The sequence below is a fragment of the Metabacillus sp. YM-086 genome, assembly GCF_048059995.1.
Taxonomy (GTDB): domain Bacteria; phylum Bacillota; class Bacilli; order Bacillales; family Bacillaceae; genus Metabacillus; species Metabacillus litoralis_B.
In genome coordinates, this window is the sequence record NZ_JBLUOI010000039.1 from 1 (window position 1) to 19057 (window position 19057).

Genomic DNA, 19057 nt, shown 5'->3' on the forward strand with positions numbered 1-19057 from the left:
TCATTCCCGCGATGAACGACACTTCCCTTGCTTTTCTCCATCGTTTTGTCGTTCATTCCCGCGATGAACGACACTTCTCTTGCTTTTCTCGATCGTTTTGTCGTTCATACTCGCGATGAACGACAATTGTAACTCCATTCAAAAACAGCCCAACTTCAATTAATTGGACTGCATTCAATATTAAAAATCAAGCAAAATCCTCTTCATTTTTAAACCAAGTTGTTACATCTGAGATTGCCTTTCTTTTCCCCTTTATTTCTTTCATATCAGGGTAACCAATGTATAATAATCCAACCATCTCCGATTCAGAAGATAACTTAAACAATTTCTTTACCTCGTTTGAATAACAGCTTTCACCTGTTCTCCAAATGGCACCCAGGCCAAGAGCATGGGCTGCGAGCAGCATATTTTGAACAGAAGCACAGACAGCTGCCGCTTCCTCCTTCATCATGATACGTTTATTTGCTGTTGTTGGTTCTACAGCAACAGCAATTATAACGGGTGCTCGCAAAGGTTTATTTTCTTCTCTTTCTAATCGCTTTTGACTTTCTTCACTATTTGCATCTTCTAGTGTTTTCTCCACAAGAGATGCGAGTGTTTTACCAAGTGCTTTTCTCGCATCACCTGTTAATACAAAAAATCTCCATGGCTCTGTTCGGAAATGTGAAGGTGCCCAGGTTCCTGCTTCAAGTATTTGATGAATCAACTCACTAGGGACAGGATCTTCTTTTACTTTTCCAATACTCCTTCTAGTTGCAATAGCTGAAAGGACGTCCATTATTTTCACTCCCATTTTTTAAGTTATTTCATCTTATTCAAAAACATGAGAAATGACTCTTTAGAATAACCTTCTCTAAATCACACCTACTCCCCCCATTAAATAAATAGCGAGAATGAATAGTATAAACATAGGAGGGGTTAGAGTGGAATCTTATGTTAAAGATGCACTAGATGAGTGGAAAGAGGAAATGTTAAAACAAAAGCTTGATTTAGATGAAGAATACGAAAAAATCAAAAGTGAATTACAAATCTATTCTTATAAGTCAGGTATTACAAAACAAGTTATTCAATTAACAATAAATGATGAAATTATTGAAACGATCAAATCAACTTATCAAGTACCCTTTGTTGAAAAATACGAACAATTGAAGCAATACATACGAGTTTTGGAAGAAAAACGAAAAGTATATCAAATGTTTGTTGATAAAATTCAAAAAGTAAGTGAAACAGAAGTAAACGAGAGTCATGTTTAAGAGAGCAAACATGACTCTCGTTTTTTTGATTTTTCCTTACTAGGAAATTATTAGATAGACTAGAATGATATGGAAGGTTTGTAACGTTCCTATCATCTTATTGTAATAACGTAAACAAACTGTTAAGTGCTTGTTCTTTTAAACTCTTTTTTTCGTGGTAAGATGAACTCATTGATTAGCTCAGGTGCTAACAAGGAGGTTATACAACATGAAAAATAAGATTCTATCCTTAATTACCTTCGTATCACTAACAGCTGGATTTTCAGCACATGCAGCTGCAGAAGAGGTGACTGTAAAAGAAGGTGACACTTTATGGGAAATCGCAAAGTTAAATGAAGTAGAAGTAGAGAATATAATAGATTGGAATAAGCTTCCTGGTGATATGATTCAACCAGAAGATCAATTAAAACTCCATGAATCACATGAAGTATCAACAGGAGAAACATTATGGGATATTGCTGAAGAATATGATGTTGAGGTTGAAGAAATTGAAGCCTGGAACGAAATTGATTCACACATCATTAAACCAGGAGACGAGTTAATCATTAAAGAAACCGAAAAGGCACAAACGTCTTCTGAAGATAAAGAAACCGAATCAAATAAAGAATATAGTAAAGAATTAACTGTTACCGCTACAGCCTATACAGCAAATTGTGAAGGCTGCTCTGGTACAACTAAGATGGGAATTGATCTCCATGCCAATCCTGATAAAAAGGTAATAGCTGTCGACCCTGATGTGATTCCATTAGGATCAACTGTAGAGGTTGAAGGTTATGGGACAGCGATTGCGGCAGATACCGGTGGAGCTATTAAGGGAAATAAGATTGATGTTTTTATCCCCTCAGAATCAGATGCTCTACAATGGGGTAAACAGCAAGTAGAAGTGAAAATTATCGAAGAATAAACAATTACACCCCTTTGGTGAGTAAGAGTACCAAGGGGGTGTAGTTTTACTATTTTTTAATAACCGGAATCCATATCTCTGCTCGATAATCTTCTGAATAAGCATCTCCTTCAGGGTAAACCTCTATTTCCGGTGCAGGAGCATGCTCGTACCCTGTCGCAGGAAACCACTCAGAAAAAATTCGTTTCCAAACATGCTGAATAGCGTGAGGCATAGGACCAACAGACTCAAAAACAGCCCACGTAGAAGCAGGTATTTCTTTGACCTCTAAATCTTGGGATATCTTATCAGTCGTTTTTTCAACCGCAATATAATAGGTAAATTCATTTTTTTGCTGATTACCTTCCGCACAGACTCCTAATATTCCCATTTCTCCAGCTTGTTGTGCAAGCTTCTCAGTAAACCCATTCTCATTTGATCCTTTCCAAAATAATGGAATTTTTTCATTATTATTCTCCATTGAGACCCGGATCCCTTTACCAACAACATGAAATGCTTCTTTTTGAATGATCTTATAATTCATTTCTTCTTCTCCTTTTAGTTGGATTTGAAAGGAAAGCTTAGGAAAGGCTTTGACGGTTTTGCCTGAGTGCCTCACTTCTATTGGACTAATTCCATGTGCTTTTCGAAATGCTTTCGAAAAGGATTCAGGACTTTCATAGCCATACTTTAAAGCAATGTCCAATACTCTTACATTTGAATGAATTAGTTCTTGTGCTGCTAATGTTAACCTTCTTTTTCGAATATACTCGGCCACAGTAAATCCGGTGAGTATTTGAAACATTCTTTGAAAATGAAACCTAGACATACAGGCAATTTTTGCTGCTTCTTCAATAGACAAATGTGAAGCTAAATTGTTTTCAATAAATGCAATAGAATCATTTATTTTCTGTAAGCTCTCCATATGCTCCCCCTCATCCATACAATAACAAAGAAGTAAACTAATTTACCTGTCATTGCTTGCACAATAATGACAGATTAAATTCACTTGTTCTTAAAATCTATTCAATAACCTTTTTTTATAGTGTCTTATACCAAATTTTAGCTTTTACTGTCGTTAATTGAAAGAAATCTAGTTTATCCGCCATATTTTAATAGATTGTGCAGAGAAATGTAGATAAATATTTGCAGGAAATCTTCCACTTTTCTAAAACTTATTTATAAAAGAGCTTTGTTACTCTTATCTGTTCATTTTCATCCTCCTTTATTCAAAGGAAGGAGCAAAATGAATAATGAGTTTTAACATAGCAGATAAAGAAACTAAAGGAAAGGTGGTCATTTTTCGTGAGAGACGATTTGACCTTACAACAACTAGCAGAAGGAATTCCAAAATCACTTCTTAATGCATCAGATAAAGATTTAGAAGGCTTCCAGCATATTATTGAAGAAACAATTAAATTACGTGAAGGACACCGAAATCTTCAAAAACTAATTAAAAGCTTCTCAACATCAGGTATCCAACGTTCGTAAATTAACTTTTTGAGTCATTCTTATTTAGAGAGCCATTACCCAGGCTCTTTTTCTATGGAATTATTCCATAATGCATAAAAAATCACTTGATTTTAGAAGTCAATTTTACAAGCCAAAAAGGGAGAAATAACAGAAAAAATGTTCCTAGTGCCACAAACTCTAGAGGAATGATATACCACGGCCATTGTCCAAAATAATCAATCATAGATGGATTAACAGGCTTTCTAGAAATGTACATATAATTACCACCAAGAATTAGATTTAAGACAAAGATGAACGCTGCATAAACATTTAACCATATAAAAGCCTTCCAAATTGATTTAAATTCAGGACGGAATCCACTAACAAACACCATAAATAAATTTGCAAGAACAGTACTTCCGTGTGATACAAAAAAATGGACATATCGAAAATGAGGAAATGTGTAATGACTAATATCAGGTGTAATCATAGCTTGTATCGCACTACCAACACCAGCGAAGAATGTGAACTCAAATAATGAATATGATTTGGTCAACAACATAACAGCAGATAATAGAATCGTAATGCTACTAAGATGCAAAGGCAAAGAATGAGTATATGTCCAAGTATCAAACCAGTATAGCCATATATGTAGGCTGATTTCTGAAAATATCATAATAAAAAATAAAGTCATACGCGCAATTTTATTATAAGGTTCTTGTCTTAGAACATCTCTTACTAAATAAATGAAAACAATAAGTAGGATAAAGATAAAGAGAGTTCCTAAATGAACAGGTGAAAATAATGTAAAGGCATGATCTGTTTGTGGAAAAAAAATCCCTTCCATTACATGTCACCTCTTTCTTAGAAATGATGTTTTAATTTAGTGTATCTCTTTAAAAGGAAGGTTATCACTTTTCAAAAGCAAAAACAGTCATGTTTTTTGTCTTCTTGAACGAAAAAACCAGCCTCAATCTGAGACTGGCTACTATATTCATTACCCATTTACCTCTGTACCTAAGCTAGACGGATTTAATCCAACTGCTTCAAATACTTTACCGAATTTTTCATCACCTTGTGTGAATGTTTCATTCGTAGCATCTAATGAAGGTGCATCCTTCTTCAACTCATCTGCTTTTGCTTGATAAGAATCAGATAAATCTTTAATCGCTGCTTCTAAGTCAGCTTTATGATCTGCTAATTCCTCCGGTACCTCTACACCATTAAGTCCTTCTACGACTGCTGCTGCAGAAGCTTCAGCTGCTGTTTTCATTTCTGCAGTTGGCTCTTCTTCTGCTTCATACGCATTTAAATCTGCATCATTTTCATTAATTGCTTTTGAAACGGTCATGTAAATTTGCATCATTGCACTTTTTGCGTTTTGTTCTTTGTCAGCACCTTCAGTTGCTTCCTCACCTGCTGCTTTATCTTGCTCTTTCGTTGTTCCCTCTGATTCTTCAGAACATGCCGCTAATCCAATAGACAACATTAACACTGAAATTAAAAACCAAACCTTTTTCATCGATTTCCCCTCCAATTAATTGCTAACATATGTATAGATAACCAGATCACTCAACCTAATAATATTTTCCATATTCTGAATGATCTTCCACCTATGTATTATAGGATTCTAATAAAAGAATATCAACTGTTATTTTACGAAAATATATAATCATATATTTCCTATTTTATCGAGTAAACACTTAATTTTTTTAGCTTAATAAACATTAGTCGTACTTATATTATAAAAGGTTACAAGAAAATATTCATATTAAAAATACCCTTTAATAGAAAAATTTTACATTATTTTTGAAAAATTTTTAAAATTCCCAAAACATAAAAAAAGAGGCAACCCCCATTCTTACAAGGGCTGCCTCTTTCCAACATTAATTAGATCCTGTCTTCAATAGAACTTCTTGTTCATCTTCAAGTTTTACAGATTTTGATTTAACATATTTTGCTGTTAAAATCACTGCTGCAACAACAAGAACTTCAAAACCATACTTAACAAAGCCATTTTCAAATAATCCACTTAAGAAATGTTCACCAACAATCATTTTTGAAGCTGTCCAAGCAAGAACACCGGCGCCGATTGTAACGATGATTGGATATCTGTCAATCCATTTAAGAATTAACGTACTCCCCCACATAACAACTGGTACAGAAATAAGTAATCCGATAACAACTAGTAGCATGTTACCATGTGATGCACCTGCTACAGCTAATACATTATCAAGTCCCATTAACGCATCCGCAATAATAACGGTACGAATCGCTGCCCAAAAACTATCTCCAGCTTTAACATCACCATGATCATTATCATCCACAAGCAGTTTATAAGCTATGAAAACTAATAGAAGTCCACCAACTAAATGAAGACCAGGGATAGCTAATAACCAAACAACTGCTAAAGTCGCAACAATTCGAATCGCTATTGCTCCTATAGATCCCCATAAAATAACTTTTTTCTGTTGATGTTTAGGCAAATTTCTTGCCGCAAGCCCAATTAAAATGGCATTGTCTCCAGCTAAAACCAAATCAATCACAATAATAGATAAAAGTGCAGTGAGAAATTCCATTTCCATCTTGATTACCTCCTTCTGATATTGTTTTCAATCTGAAAGTTAAAAGATTGAAAGATTGCTTTTTACAAAAATAAAGAGACCTTTGCCATAGTGGCAAAGGTCTCGCTAAGCACAAACATTATGCCAATAAAGCCGATGAACCTCGTTCATGTAATGACGACTTTATTTCAGGTTAAACCTGACGCTACTCCCCTTTACGGTGGGAAATTTTACTATCGATTTGTCTATTTGTCATTATACTTTATTTTATGGGCGTGTGTCTATGATTTTGTTTAAGTGACAGGCACCACCCGGATTTTGCCGAATCAATTTTTTTCTCCTATTTAATATGAAAAACATCCAAATTACAATCTATAAATTCCATATATTACTACTTGTCCTTTCTCCTATATGACACTTGTCATACTCATTCTATGACACCTATGTCTACAAATTTCAAGAGACTATTTTTATAATTTAGTTAAGGATAGAAAACCCTTGATTGAAATGGGAGACAACATAAAACGTTCCTTCCTATTCATTCCACTCAATTTTTTTAACTACAGACTACTTTGTCTTTTTAACGTTTTTAAAGAAGGGAATTAAAAAATGAGTAAACAATTACAACGTAATTTAAGGAAGCAAGTCGCTCCTTATGAACAGTCAAGCTCGAAGGATAGTATCATTCAACTTATCACAACAATCGGTCCATTCATTATTCTATGGATTCTTGCCTATCAAAGCTTAGCGATTTCCTATCTTCTTACATTAGCTTTTACCATTATTGCTGGTGGCTTTCTTGTACGAATTTTTATCATCTTCCATGATTGCTGTCATTACTCATTCTTTAAGAATAGAAATGCAAATAAAATACTTGGAACAATAACAGGAATCCTTACTTTATTCCCTTACAGTCAATGGCAGCATGACCATTCCATCCACCATGCTACTAGCGGGAATTTAGACAAACGAGGAACTGGAGATATATGGGTACTTACAGTTGATGAATACCTTTCCTCTTCATTATTTGAAAGAATTAAATATCGTTTATATCGAAATCCAATCGTTATGTTTGGACTTGGTCCCATCTATGTTTTTCTTATTAAAAATCGTTTTAACAAAAAAGGAGCTAGACGTAACGAAAGATACAATACGTACCTTACTAACATAGCAATTGTTGTATTTGCAGGACTGTTGTGCTGGATGCTTGGAGTGATCCCGTTTTTATTAGTACAGTTGCCTATCTTTTTAATTTCAGGCTCATTAGGAATCTGGCTATTTTATGTACAGCATACGTTTGAGGATTCTTACTTTGAAAAGAATGAAGAGTGGGAATACGTTATGGCAGCTGTAGAAGGCAGCTCGTATTATAAGCTACCAAAACTGTTACAATGGCTTTCCGGTAACATTGGTTATCATCATGTTCACCATTTAAGTCCGAGAGTACCAAACTATAAATTAGAAGCGGTACACAATAATACAGAACCATTACACAACGTTCCAACAATTACACTAGCAACAAGCTTGAAGTCGTTAAAGTTCCGTCTTTGGGACGCACAGAATAAAAGGTTTGTTGGCTTTAATTATTTGTCAAAACTACAAAAGTAATATTCTTCTTTAGAGGATGACGTATTAGTACAAACTGTCGGGAATGAAGCGTACTAATTTTTGTCATCCTCTTAAAGTTTTAAGTAAATATATGTTAAAATATGATGTAATTTCATCTTAATTAAAGTAGGTTCTATCATGAAAAAAAGAGTTAACATTTTTCAAAAAAGCAATGGGATCTCCCCTTATATTTGGGCTTTTTTAAGCATTTTGCCTTTTTATTTTATTTTCCAATCATCCTCTACAGCAGAAATTATTACAGGCATAATCCTAACTATATCGTTTTTCATTACACTTCGTTACGCCTTTCTTGCTAAAAGCTGGAGAATCTATGTGCTAACACTGATCCTGATTGGGATATCATTTACTTCAACTTATCTATTTAATTATTTTTATTTTTCCTTTTATATTGCTTATTTCATTGGAAATATAAAGGACCGTGCTGCCTTTTTAACACTATATATTATCCATTTAGTCAGTACAGCTGTTGCCATAAACTTTAGTATCGTTTTACATGAGCAGTTGCTATTACGTCAGGCTCCCTTCGTGATTATAAGCTCACTTAGTGTCATTTTTCTTCCATTTAGTATTTATAATCGTAAACAACGTGATCAACTCCAAGAAAAGCTGAAAGATGCAAATAAACGAATATCTGAACTAGTTATACTTGAAGAACGTCAACGAATAGCCCGGGACCTTCATGACACATTAGGTCAAAAGTTATCCATGATTGGTCTGAAAAGTGACTTAGCGCGAAAAATTATTTATAAAGATCCAGAGCAGGCAAAAAATGAAATGAAAGAAATTCAACAAACAGCTAGAACAGCATTAAACGAAGTTAGAAAAATGGTGTCGCAAATGAGAGGTATTCGAATAAAAGAGGAAATGATTCATGTTAAGCAAATATTAAAAGCAGCTCAAATCAATTTAGTTTGTGACCAAGAAATGGTCTTATCAAACGTCCCATTGTTAACCGAAAACATTTTAAGTATGTGTTTAAAAGAAGCTGTGACAAATGTTGTGAGACATAGTAAGGCCTCTACTTGTTATCTTTCTCTCGAACAAAATTCGACCGAATTAATCATGACCATTAAGGATGATGGAATCGGTTGTGAAGACATTACATTCGAAAAAGGAAACGGCCTGTCCGGGATGAGGGAACGCCTGGATTTTGTTAATGGAAATCTTGAAATAAAAACTGAAAAAGGTACATCTTTAACGATAAGAGTACCTAATGTTGTAAAACAGATAGATTAGGAGGGGCTTGCTATGATACGAATTGTCATTGCTGAAGATCAACAAATGCTTTTAGGTGCCTTAGGTTCACTTCTTAACTTGGAGGACGATATGGAAGTTGTTGGCAAGGCTAATAATGGAGAGGAAGCCCTTGCACTTGTTCAAAAACACAGTCCTGATATATGTATAATGGATATAGAAATGCCTAAAATGACTGGTCTTGAAGCTGCAGAAAAGCTTGTGAGCAGCGATTGTAAAGTAATCATCCTTACAACGTTTGCCCGTTCAGGTTATTTTCAAAGAGCCATTAAAGCTGGTGTCAAAGGATACCTTCTAAAGGATAGTCCCAGTGATGAGTTAGCGAATTCAATAAGAAGCATAATGTCAGGCAGACGTATATATGCACCTGAACTTATGGACGACGTATATAGTGAAGAAAATCCCTTAACTGAGCGCGAAAAGGAAGTACTAGGCTTAGTCGCAGATGGCATGAACACAAAAGAAATTGCCGATCAACTTAGTATTAAAACCGGGACGGTACGAAACTATATTTCCACTATACTAGAAAAGCTTGATGTGAAAAATAGAATTGAAGCCATTACTCAATCAAAGGAAAAGGGTTGGTTCAAATAATATAAAAAAGAGGTCTCCTTTTGGATAAAGGTGACCTCTTTTCGGCTAATACTCAGGCGCACATAATGAGTACGCTTGAACCAAAGCATCTATTTATTCGCTTTTATTCGTTTCACCTTTTAAAAGGTGAAAATCTTTAATAGGCATTGTAATAATTTTTCCACCTATTTGAACATGAACTGTATCTTGAAAAATAGCTTTCACAATTCCTTTTAGAGATATTGTTGAATCAACAGAAATTGGATTTTTCATATTTGCTTCCATTTATTACACACCTTTCTACTATAATATTAGTTTTTTAATATTGGATAGGTTTGTGTGAAACGAATTTTACATGTGTTTCAACAAAGTGAAATAATAAGTAAAACAAAATATAATACCATCTCTAATAGTGAGATTTATTATATTCACAATTATAACCCTTTAGAACAAAAAAGTCTTATAGGAACTCTTGGGCTCTTAGTACATTTTTTTATAAATTAAAATTAGGCTTTTCCATACGCAACTATTCTGTTTTCATTCCGTCATATGTAGTAATACGGAAACGTTTTTCGTGTTAGATATCATTACTGGGAGGAAAACATCATGAAAAAACATAAGCATAATCTCATTAAAGTAGCTATATTAACTTTAGGAATAAGCGGAGTGTTTGGAGCTAGTTCAGCTGGTGCTTCAACAACATATGAAATACAAAAAGGTGATACTTTATATAGCCTTGCCAAAAAACATGAACTAACAGTTGCACAATTAAAACAACTAAACAACCTTTCTTCTTCAACGATCTACCTGGGAGACAAACTAACAATTCCCACAACCATTACAATAAAAAAAGGTGATACCTTATATAGCCTCTCCAAAAAATATAACACCTCTGTTTCACAATTGAAATTCATTAACCACCTTACATCAAACACCATTATTGTCGGAAAAAAACTTGTTATCCCTACAAATATTACTGTAAAAGCAGGTGATACGCTTTATAGCATTGCTAAGAATTACGGTTTAACTGTTAGTGAGTTGAAGTCCATTAATTACTTAACTTCTAACTGGATTAGAGTTGGTCAAACACTTAATGTTGCATATGCTAAAAAGACTGCAGACTCATCAAAAAGTTATGATGCGTCTAAGAAGGAAGTGAATGTCTCACTAACAAAAGGATTTACATTTGACGAAGAAGAGCCACGGAAATTCATCTTACAATCTACTAGTGAAGAAGAATATTTTTCTAGATTAGAGGTTTTAGATAGCAAAGTAAACTTAGAAGAAATTAAGACTAATTCAATGATGTACTTAAACGGAAATGAAGTAACTGAGTATGATCCAAAAGCCACTTCACATCCTCTTTATCATGACGCTTTGCTTTATTTACATGGATATAACAAGAATATCCAAACAACAATTGTTGTAAAAGAGATTGACGGGGTATTCATAAGATTCACCATTCACTACCTAAATAAAGAAGAATCTGAAGCAATTATGCCCAAAATGATCAAGATACTTCAAACCACATCAGTTAAATAATGATCTCCTGTTTCTCTTAGTAAATAAATTTCCTATAAATTTATGAACCATCTATTGACTATAATAAAAAAATATTTTACTATTATATCAAGTAAATAAAAACGTTCTCCTAAAGGGGAGTAGCTTTTACAACAAAGTCGTCATTACAGAGTTTCGAACTCTCGGCTTCGTTGGCAACCTTTTCGTTGTTAGCAAGACCTTTACTGTTAAGTAAAGGTCTTTATGTGTTTTTTTAAGACCTTTACCATCTACGGTAAAGGTCTTTTTATTTGACTACCTATAGGAAACGTAAAAAAGGAGATTACCATAATGGTAAAAAAAGTATCAATGGAAGATTTGATTAGAAAAAACAAAGAAGAACTTCTTAAAGATAAAACGCAAATGGATAGAATTGAGAAACGCATTGATCAAAAGTATTTATCACAAAGCAAACAAATAGGAGGAGATAAATGATGTTATTGAGGAAATATATGTCACTTTTAGGTGTAGGATCTGCGATAATTGATCTTATCTTACCTAAGGAAACGTATAAACGTGGAGAACTTATCAATGGTTACTTTCATGTTAAAGGTGGAACTATTGAACAGCAATTAAGAAGAATTGATAGTGATCTAGTATTAATTGATTCTACGACAAAAACTGAAAAAGTGATTGATACTGCGACTATCTTGTCAACAAAGCTTCTCCGATCAGAAGAAGCTAACAAAATTTCATTTACATTTAAGTTGCCAGAAAATATCCCGCTATCTTGCGAGCATATTTCTTATCGCTTTAAAACAAGACTTACTTTTAATGAAGGTGTAGAAAGTAAAGATCAAGATATAATACAGATAATATCATAAGATTGATAAGCAGAAAGGAAAGCTTAAATGTTCAAAATTATAAAACGAATAAAATTCATCTTTACTTTTTGGAGATTTCTCCCTTTTTTAAAAGAGTTCTTTTTATCTAAACAGGTTGAAACGACTAAAAAAGTAATCGGTCTGTTATTCATCGCAGCCTACGCACTATTTCCATTCGACCTAATTCCTGACTTCCTCTCTGTTTTAGGAATTGTCGACGATGTTGTGATCGCAACATTCGTTTTAGAACGATTAATTAAGATGGCACCTGAATCACTTAAGGAGAAATACAATTTATAAATATTTACCCACTTGTTCGGATAGAATCTAAAACTAAGCGTTACTGGATGATTATTGCTTATTCTAAGATTGTTTGTATGAACAAATTTTATAACAATAGTGCAATGGAGCGGAAGACACTTGACTCCTGCGGGAGGTAGAGGAAAGGCCAAGACCCCGCAGGCAAAGCCGAGGAGGCTTGGCTTCCTCCCCGCGGAAAGCAAGTGACTGCAGCGTAATGGAACGAACTATATCTCAGGCATCTTAAATCCTTATAAAAAATTAAAGCCTACACAACTACTGTGTAGGCTTCATTTTTATTCCTGTATTTGCTTTACTTTCTTTCTTTTAATCACAGTATAAAAAGCCGGAACAAAAAGCAATGTGAAAATGGTTGAAAAGAAAATACCAGAAATAATTGAAATGGCTAGTGGGGTAAATAATACATCTCCACTAAATGCAATTGGTAATAAAGCACCCATAGATGTAACTGCTGTTAAGACTACAGGTCTTAATCTTGCTTCACCTGACTCAACTACAGCCTCCAGTAAAGTAGCACCTTCTTGAAGTCTTTGCTCCATAAACTCAATAAACACCGTTGCATTTCTAACAACTATTCCTGCTAAGGAGACAATTCCCATCATCGCCATAAAGCCTAAGCCTGTTTGAGTAAGGAATAAACCTATAACAGCTCCTGAAATTGCAAGATAAACAGAACTCATAATCAGCAACGGAATTCTTAGTGAGTTGAATTGAACAACCATTAAAATATAAATAAGAAACACAACAATAATAAAAAGCTTTCCTACTTCTACAAAGAAATCTGAACGAGCCGAAGACTCTCCACCTACAGAAACATTAATTGAATCTGACGTATATTGTTCCGCTAACGTCTTAATTTCAGATTCTACATCTGTTTTTTTGTCGTCAGTTGGATATGTTCGAATGGTAATGGTTCTTTCTCCGTTACTATGTGGAACAGATTGAATTTCTTGACCTTCCTCTACAGTTACAAGCTCGGATAAAGGTACAAGAACAGGTGGTCCTTGCTGTGACATCGTGTTGGAAGGTAATTTTATTTCCTCTAGGTTTATATCACTTTCATCACGATCACCTGAAACCTTTATAGTGAAATCACGGCTTGTTGTCCCATCATCATAACTTCCCATTGGAACTCCGTCTGTTATTAATCTAATCTGTTGGCTAATCTCATTAGATGTAATTCCATGCTCTTGCATTTTATTACGAATTGGTTCGTAAACAATAGTTGGACGTGGTTGACCAACATCATCAATGACTGCTCCACTTCCATCTATTTTTGAGATTTTCCCTTTCATTTGGTCAACAGTTTCGGTAAGTTCTTTGATATCACTACCCGATACAGTAATAGCAATTGGTGCGCCAACAGGTGGACCAGCCTCAATCGTCGACATTGAAATGATTGCTTCTGGGTACCTCTCTCTTAAAGAATCCTGCCATTTATCGATCGTTTCTGTTGCTGATTGTGATTCTTTATCGACTCTAAGGACAATTTGCCCATTATTTTCACCTGGATTAGAAATAACACTTCCAAACATCCCTGGTTCACCAGTACCGGCAAATATTGTACTTTCATAAATCGCTGAATCTTCTTTTTTCATATACTCTTGCATTTCTTCCAGAAAATCTTCTGTTTGTTCAATCGTTTTTTCCGGTGGCAATGTAACAGTAACTGTTACTTCTTCACGATCTGCACTAGGGAAAAACACAACAGGAATAAATGGAACTAACCCATAAACGAAGGTACAAAACACTAATACGGTTAATCCAATTCTCATCGGATATTTGACAACTTTCTTTAAGATCTTGTTGCTATAAAAAGCTGCAAGACCTTCTAGCGTTTTTCCTAATAAACCATCTTTTTGATTTTTAACAGTTGTTTTGTTTACTAAGCGCTTCTGATTCCACATTAAAAAGATCGGCACTAGTGTTAAAGCGATAATCGTTGATCCAATGATCGTTGTAATTAATACAGAAGGTAACGCGCGTATAAATGCTCCATTTGATCCCCCAATAAAGGTTAAAGGCAAGAAAGTGAAAACGATCGCTAAGGTTGAGGTGATAACAGAAACTCTCACTTCTTTCGTTCCCTGTAGAGCTCCTTGTAAAGGACCATCACCTAGTTTGTATCTTCTTCTTATGTTGTCGTTAACAACAATGGCATCATCAACAAGAATTCCTAGTGCAATGATCATTCCGATAATCGAAATTTGATTTAAATCAACATTCATATATGGCAAAGGTATTAGCCCTAGTGCAATTGAAGCAGGTATTGCAATGGCAACAAGAAAAGCTGAACTAACATTTAATCCTAAAAGAGTTACTAGCACAACCACTGCAATCGAAATGAGAAAAGAAAGACCTAAATCCTTAAAAATTTTCCCTACAATTGTATTTTGAGTGTAATAAGTGTCCAAAGTAATATTTTCTGGCAAATCACTCGCAAGTTTTTTTACCTTTTCATCAACCGTTTCGTGAAGAGAAGGAATGTCCACTCCCTCTTCCTGTAAAATCGTCATTGAAACAGCTGGTGTGTTATTATAGTTAACGATTTTAGGTTTTTCTGAAGGAACTAACTTTAGTTCGCCTACATCGCCAATCAAAATGTCGTTACCTTTTTCATCTACCTTTAAAAAGATCTTTTCTACCTCTTCAACCGTCTTAATATGCTCCAACAACAATTGCTTGTTTTCACCATTTACTTCTTTACTGCCTAAAGGTGTAATCTCAAGTTCATTATTTATGGCGTTCATGACATCAGGGAAGATAAGGGAATAATCACTTAGCTTTTCTTGATCAAGGGTTAACATGTATTCATCTTCTACAATCCCTTTAAATGATACCTTTCGAACTCCTTCAATTTTTTCCAATTCTTTCTGCCATCCAAGTAACAATTCTCTCTGGTTCTGTAATAGTTCTCTGTCATCACTTAGTAGATGATATGAAGAAAGAGTGCCTGTTTGAATATCCGAATTAACTTCTGACTTCAACACATTTTCAGGGAATGTTTGGCTAGTGTCTGATACAGCCTGCCTTACTTGTGATAATACTTGATTACGATCTTCATTATCTAATAATTCAAGAACAATAGTAGAAACTCCAGCTCCGGATACAGATGAAAATTCTGCTATCCCTTTAATACCCTCGAGTTCTTCTTCTAAAGGATTCGTAACTGTTCTTTCAACAAGTTCTGGCTCAGCACCAGGAAAGATTGTTGTGATTGTAGCCACATTTACTGATATTTCAGGAATTTCACGCTTTGGCAGCTGCAAGGCTGTTAGTACTCCTACCAGTATAAAAAGCACGATAAAAGTAAGGGTAACTTTTGGTCTCTTAATTAATGAATTGAACATTCGTAATCTCCTTCTTTTTTAAAATATCAACCATTTTATGACCAATGGGTACTTAAATATTACGATAAGTCCTTTTAAATAAATATTTATACTAAATCCCTACTGACCAATGGGTACTGAAAAGACAAAGTAAGGAACGATTATGAATTGTTCCTTTGACATCCTTTTAAAAAAAGATCTACTACAAATAAGACAGTCTTAAGTAACATTGAATAATCAAATTCTTTGTTAAAAAAGATATCTCTTTTATAGTTTTCAAGCATACCAATAAACGCTTTCGCATGGTCGCTTGCATTAGTAATGTTTTCTTTTGCCATAACTGATGTAACATACTGATGATAATTATCTAAGAAATCATGTAAAGATTGAATCATCTTAGGATTATTAGTATATGCCTGCAAATATTTATTTGGAGTATGCTTATCTCTATAAAATACAGCAAGTTGTTCCTCTGCAATGCAAATCAGTTTTTCTTTAAAAGAAGAAAAAGCATTTACCTTTGCTTCAAGCATATCCAAATACCTCTGAAAATTTCTTTCATGTGTTTCTATATATAATTCATCCTTTGATGAAAAATACAAATAAATTGTACCTTTTGACACTCCTGCTTTCTCAGCAATATCCAGCATCTTTGTATCATAAAATCCCTTTTTACCGAATATTTGCATAGCAGCATCTACTATTTTATCTTTCTGATCTTGCCCACGTGTCAAAACTTACCCTCCATTCAGAACCGGTTGGTCATTATTAATATATAAGGTCTTTTGAAAATCGTCAATTTTGAATGTGCTTTTTATTTCCGTCAATTTTTCCAACTAAAAAATCAAAAAGATAAGCCCACTAGTGCTTACCTTTTCAGATATTATTATCTCCCTCTCACCTATACCATCATGCTAAAAATCAAAAATTTTCTTTTTTGCATTTTATACATGTGCTGCATTTCTTGTTTTATAGTCAATAAGTTTTCCATTTTCAATATAGACGCTATTTCTGCCAGTGCGCTTGGAGGCATAAAGTGCTTTATCAGCTAAGTTCAGTGCATCGGTTATCATATTTTCTTCAATCACCTTCGTGACCCCAAAGCTTGCTGTAATATGTATGGTTTCATTTTTTATAACAAGTGGTTCATTTTCAATGCTTTTTCTCATCATGTCTGCATACTCTCCAGCTTCTTCCAATGTCATAGAAGGTAAACATAACACAAATTCTTCTCCACCATAACGTCCAAATAAATCATTAGGCTGCAACAATTGCTTACAAATACGTACAACGTGACGAATTGCTTCGTCTCCTATATGATGTCCATAAGTGTCGTTAATTTGTTTGAAATGGTCAATATCAAACAGAATTAAAACAACTGTTTGGTCCTTGTTTCTCATTTCTTTTACTAATTTTATGCTTTCTTCAAGAAACGCAGATCGATTTAATATGTTTGTTAATTGATCAATATATGCCAGACGCTCCAATCTTTTCTGTAATCGTCGTTGCTCTGTAACATCTAGAATAACGATTGTATTTCCTACAACATCTCCACTTCTTTTTTTAATCGGAGAAGAACGTAATTGATAATACTGATTTCTCTCATGCCATTCTAGTTCAAATTCTGACTCGTAGTCCTTCGAATCTAATAAATGAAACGGAAATGCTGAAGAATCATGGTTGCCTTCCCATAATAAATCCATTTTCTTTCCTACCATAGAATCATCTAGCTTATTTATCAAACTCGTAGCTGCATAATTAAAATCAATAATTCGCTTAGATTGATCCAATACAACTACACCATCTCGCATACTATCAAAAATAAGACCTCTTGCAATGGGTGCTAAATCAAATAAATTAGTAGATGAAAATGCCCAAATATATAACGCTGCTGTAACACTTAACACAACCGGTACTGGGTCAATACTAAAAGGAACAAGTCCAATTAGGTAAAAAAATGAAGCGATCATAGGTAGATATAAGCCAAGGAGCATGACTAATGTTTGTTTCCAATATGTAGACTTAGTTTGCTTCCAATAATGAAGTAATAAAATACCTCCGACTAGTAAACAAGCAAATGTGTAACTACCATGCACGATATACCAAGGTCCTAAAACAAACCCCAATAATGGTGCAATCCCTTGTTTGAGATAAATGGTTTGATAAAAAAGGTGATGAAATTGATTTGTCAGAACAATTAGTGTTGTTAAGACTGGAATACTAAAAGCAGTTATTACATTCTTTTTGGTCATATATTTTTCTGCACCAATATACTGAGTAACTAAAAGCAAGCTTAGAGGTGCAATATATGGAAGTCCTAAATACTGAAAGTAGGTCCAGAAAACAATCATTGACAGGCTTTGACTAGATAGCTCAAAAGCATGTCCAAATGTATAAATAGAAGAGAACAAAGAGATCAGAATAAACATCGTACTTCCAAGAAAGTTTTTTCTTCGAATAAAAGCAAATACTCCTATGAATAAACTTAACACTCCAGATACTGCCAAAAACACAATATAGATAAAGATTTGAGAATTCATGTGATTTACACTCCACCATATGCTGTTTACTAGTTAAATGTTACCATATAATGCTTAAAAATGGATAATAATATCTTTAAATTTCCTTTCAATTATCAATAGGATAGGACCTTTTCTTCACTATCCACTTTTAAAGCAAAATAACAGTTAATTAGAAGAACTAGGCTTTTGATTGTCTTTTACATTCTTCCAGATTGAATACATAGGCCCTTTTGAAATGACTTCTGCTAGATGCGTAGCCATGTAGTCCGTGGAGTAATGCATATTTTCTTTCACCCACCATTTTGTGACACCAATATAGGCAGAGCTTATGAAATTTAATAGAAAATCAGATGGAATCTCCAATGATTGTACATTCTCAACAATATCATGAAATTTCTGTTGGAATTTATGGTAAATATGTTTTTCAATTTTTACAGTAAATTCTTGTACTCCATTAGGACCAAACATAACCTGATAAAAATCTCGATTTTTCTCTATGTTATCAAACACTCTTTTTAATGTAATTTGAAATCTGTCCAGATCCACTCTTCCATTTTGAATATGATAATCTGGGTTTATTTCATCCATTAATTCCTGTAAATAGGTATTGCTTACCTGCTCTAGCAAATCGTATTTGTCTTGATAGTGTAAATAAAATGTGGCTCTATTTATAAGTGCTTCATCCGCAATGTCTTGAATAGTAATGCTTTCAAAACCTTTTTCCTGAATGAGTTTTAATAAAGCTTCTTTTATTAACTTTTTTGTTCGTAAAACACGAAGGTCCGTTTTCTTCCCCATCTTCCTCTCTCCTTATATATAAACTTTGTAATTTAATTAACTATTTCCTTAAGTATGTTGTATAAAAAACAAATACACTTTTATTGATCATTGAA

At 34.0% G+C, this 19057-nt stretch carries 20 protein-coding genes and 1 riboswitch; of the genes, 10 read left to right on the forward strand and 10 right to left on the reverse strand.

The window, feature by feature from the left end; translation table 11 throughout:
• Positions 1–187 precede the first annotated feature (187 nt).
• Positions 188–778, reverse strand: a complete 591-nt coding sequence (locus tag ACEWK1_RS16280) for a nitroreductase (RefSeq protein WP_251402712.1) — start codon at positions 776–778, stop codon at positions 188–190.
• A gap of 145 nt (positions 779–923) precedes the next feature.
• Between ACEWK1_RS16280 and ACEWK1_RS16285 the strand changes: the two genes are divergently transcribed.
• Both ACEWK1_RS16285 and ACEWK1_RS16290 read left to right on the forward strand, forming a co-directional pair.
• Complete coding sequence (locus tag ACEWK1_RS16285) at positions 924–1253, forward strand: hypothetical protein (RefSeq protein ID WP_251402715.1); 330 nt, start codon at positions 924–926, stop codon at positions 1251–1253.
• Between the two features lie 208 nt (positions 1254–1461).
• Complete coding sequence (locus ACEWK1_RS16290; RefSeq protein WP_212137772.1) at positions 1462–2157, forward strand: 3D domain-containing protein; 696 nt, start codon at positions 1462–1464, stop codon at positions 2155–2157.
• A gap of 49 nt (positions 2158–2206) precedes the next feature.
• On the opposite strand, the gene ACEWK1_RS16295 is transcribed toward ACEWK1_RS16290, so the two are convergent.
• Positions 2207–3061, reverse strand: coding sequence for an AraC family transcriptional regulator (locus ACEWK1_RS16295; RefSeq protein ID WP_416636473.1), 855 nt, complete (start codon positions 3059–3061; stop codon positions 2207–2209).
• A 380-nt stretch (positions 3062–3441) separates the two neighbouring features.
• On the opposite strand from ACEWK1_RS16295, the gene ACEWK1_RS16300 reads away from it, so the two are divergent.
• Positions 3442–3627: a hypothetical protein gene (locus ACEWK1_RS16300; RefSeq protein ID WP_098798226.1), complete on the forward strand. Its 186-nt coding sequence runs from the start codon at positions 3442–3444 to the stop codon at positions 3625–3627.
• 82 nt (positions 3628–3709) lie between these two features.
• Here the strand turns inward: ACEWK1_RS16300 and ACEWK1_RS16305 are convergent, their stop codons facing one another.
• The 3 genes from ACEWK1_RS16305 to ACEWK1_RS16315 all read right to left on the reverse strand — a co-directional run bounded on the left by ACEWK1_RS16305 (position 3710) and on the right by ACEWK1_RS16315 (position 6173).
• Positions 3710–4435, reverse strand: a complete 726-nt coding sequence (locus ACEWK1_RS16305) for a TIGR02206 family membrane protein (protein WP_416636474.1) — start codon at positions 4433–4435, stop codon at positions 3710–3712.
• Between the two features lie 150 nt (positions 4436–4585).
• Positions 4586–5110 (reverse strand): hypothetical protein, encoded by a 525-nt coding sequence (locus ACEWK1_RS16310; RefSeq protein ID WP_416636475.1) that lies wholly within the window; start codon positions 5108–5110, stop codon positions 4586–4588.
• 364 nt (positions 5111–5474) lie between these two features.
• Positions 5475–6173 carry a TerC family protein gene (locus ACEWK1_RS16315; protein ID WP_212137766.1) on the reverse strand — a complete coding sequence of 233 codons (699 nt, stop codon included), beginning with the start codon at positions 6171–6173 and terminating at the stop codon, positions 5475–5477.
• A gap of 108 nt (positions 6174–6281) precedes the next feature.
• Positions 6282–6378: riboswitch (yybP-ykoY riboswitch) on the reverse strand.
• 383 nt (positions 6379–6761) lie between these two features.
• Here ACEWK1_RS16315 and ACEWK1_RS16320 point away from each other — a divergent pair.
• The 3 genes from ACEWK1_RS16320 (at position 6762) to ACEWK1_RS16330 (ending at position 9629) form a co-directional block, all read left to right on the forward strand.
• A complete protein-coding gene (locus tag ACEWK1_RS16320) occupies positions 6762–7760 on the forward strand; it encodes a fatty acid desaturase (protein ID WP_416636476.1) in 999 nt (332 codons plus the stop codon).
• A 138-nt stretch (positions 7761–7898) separates the two neighbouring features.
• Positions 7899–9017 (forward strand): sensor histidine kinase, encoded by a 1119-nt coding sequence (locus ACEWK1_RS16325; RefSeq protein ID WP_121663209.1) that lies wholly within the window; start codon positions 7899–7901, stop codon positions 9015–9017.
• 12 nt (positions 9018–9029) lie between these two features.
• A complete protein-coding gene (locus ACEWK1_RS16330; protein ID WP_121663210.1) occupies positions 9030–9629 on the forward strand; it encodes a response regulator transcription factor in 600 nt (199 codons plus the stop codon).
• Positions 9630–9722: 93 nt separating this feature from the next.
• Here the strand turns inward: ACEWK1_RS16330 and ACEWK1_RS16335 are convergent, their stop codons facing one another.
• Positions 9723–9893 (reverse strand): hypothetical protein, encoded by a 171-nt coding sequence (locus ACEWK1_RS16335; RefSeq protein WP_162987447.1) that lies wholly within the window; start codon positions 9891–9893, stop codon positions 9723–9725.
• A 321-nt stretch (positions 9894–10214) separates the two neighbouring features.
• Between ACEWK1_RS16335 and ACEWK1_RS16340 the strand changes: the two genes are divergently transcribed.
• From ACEWK1_RS16340 to ACEWK1_RS16355, 4 genes are all read left to right on the forward strand, one after another.
• Positions 10215–11150, forward strand: coding sequence for a LysM peptidoglycan-binding domain-containing protein (locus tag ACEWK1_RS16340; RefSeq protein WP_251402723.1), 936 nt, complete (start codon positions 10215–10217; stop codon positions 11148–11150).
• Between the two features lie 309 nt (positions 11151–11459).
• Positions 11460–11603: an FbpB family small basic protein gene (locus ACEWK1_RS16345; RefSeq protein ID WP_121663213.1), complete on the forward strand. Its 144-nt coding sequence runs from the start codon at positions 11460–11462 to the stop codon at positions 11601–11603.
• A complete protein-coding gene (locus tag ACEWK1_RS16350; protein WP_232273834.1) occupies positions 11600–11992 on the forward strand; it encodes a sporulation protein in 393 nt (130 codons plus the stop codon). The genes ACEWK1_RS16345 and ACEWK1_RS16350 overlap by 4 nt, the downstream gene beginning before the upstream one ends.
• Positions 11993–12019: 27 nt before the next feature.
• Complete coding sequence (locus tag ACEWK1_RS16355; protein ID WP_251402725.1) at positions 12020–12292, forward strand: YkvA family protein; 273 nt, start codon at positions 12020–12022, stop codon at positions 12290–12292.
• Positions 12293–12588: 296 nt separating this feature from the next.
• Here the strand turns inward: ACEWK1_RS16355 and ACEWK1_RS16360 are convergent, their stop codons facing one another.
• From ACEWK1_RS16360 to ACEWK1_RS16375, 4 genes are all read right to left on the reverse strand, one after another.
• On the reverse strand, positions 12589–15663 hold the full coding sequence (locus ACEWK1_RS16360) for an efflux RND transporter permease subunit (RefSeq protein WP_416636477.1): 3075 nt from the start codon (positions 15661–15663) through the stop codon (positions 12589–12591).
• Positions 15664–15803: 140 nt separating this feature from the next.
• Positions 15804–16376, reverse strand: coding sequence for a TetR/AcrR family transcriptional regulator (locus ACEWK1_RS16365; protein ID WP_121663217.1), 573 nt, complete (start codon positions 16374–16376; stop codon positions 15804–15806).
• Positions 16377–16586: 210 nt separating this feature from the next.
• Entirely contained in the window at positions 16587–18182 is a 1596-nt protein-coding gene (locus tag ACEWK1_RS16370) for a histidine kinase N-terminal 7TM domain-containing protein (protein ID WP_416636478.1), read from the reverse strand.
• Positions 18183–18329: 147 nt separating this feature from the next.
• Positions 18330–18962, reverse strand: coding sequence for a TetR/AcrR family transcriptional regulator (locus tag ACEWK1_RS16375; RefSeq protein WP_416636479.1), 633 nt, complete (start codon positions 18960–18962; stop codon positions 18330–18332).
• Positions 18963–19057 lie beyond the last annotated feature (95 nt).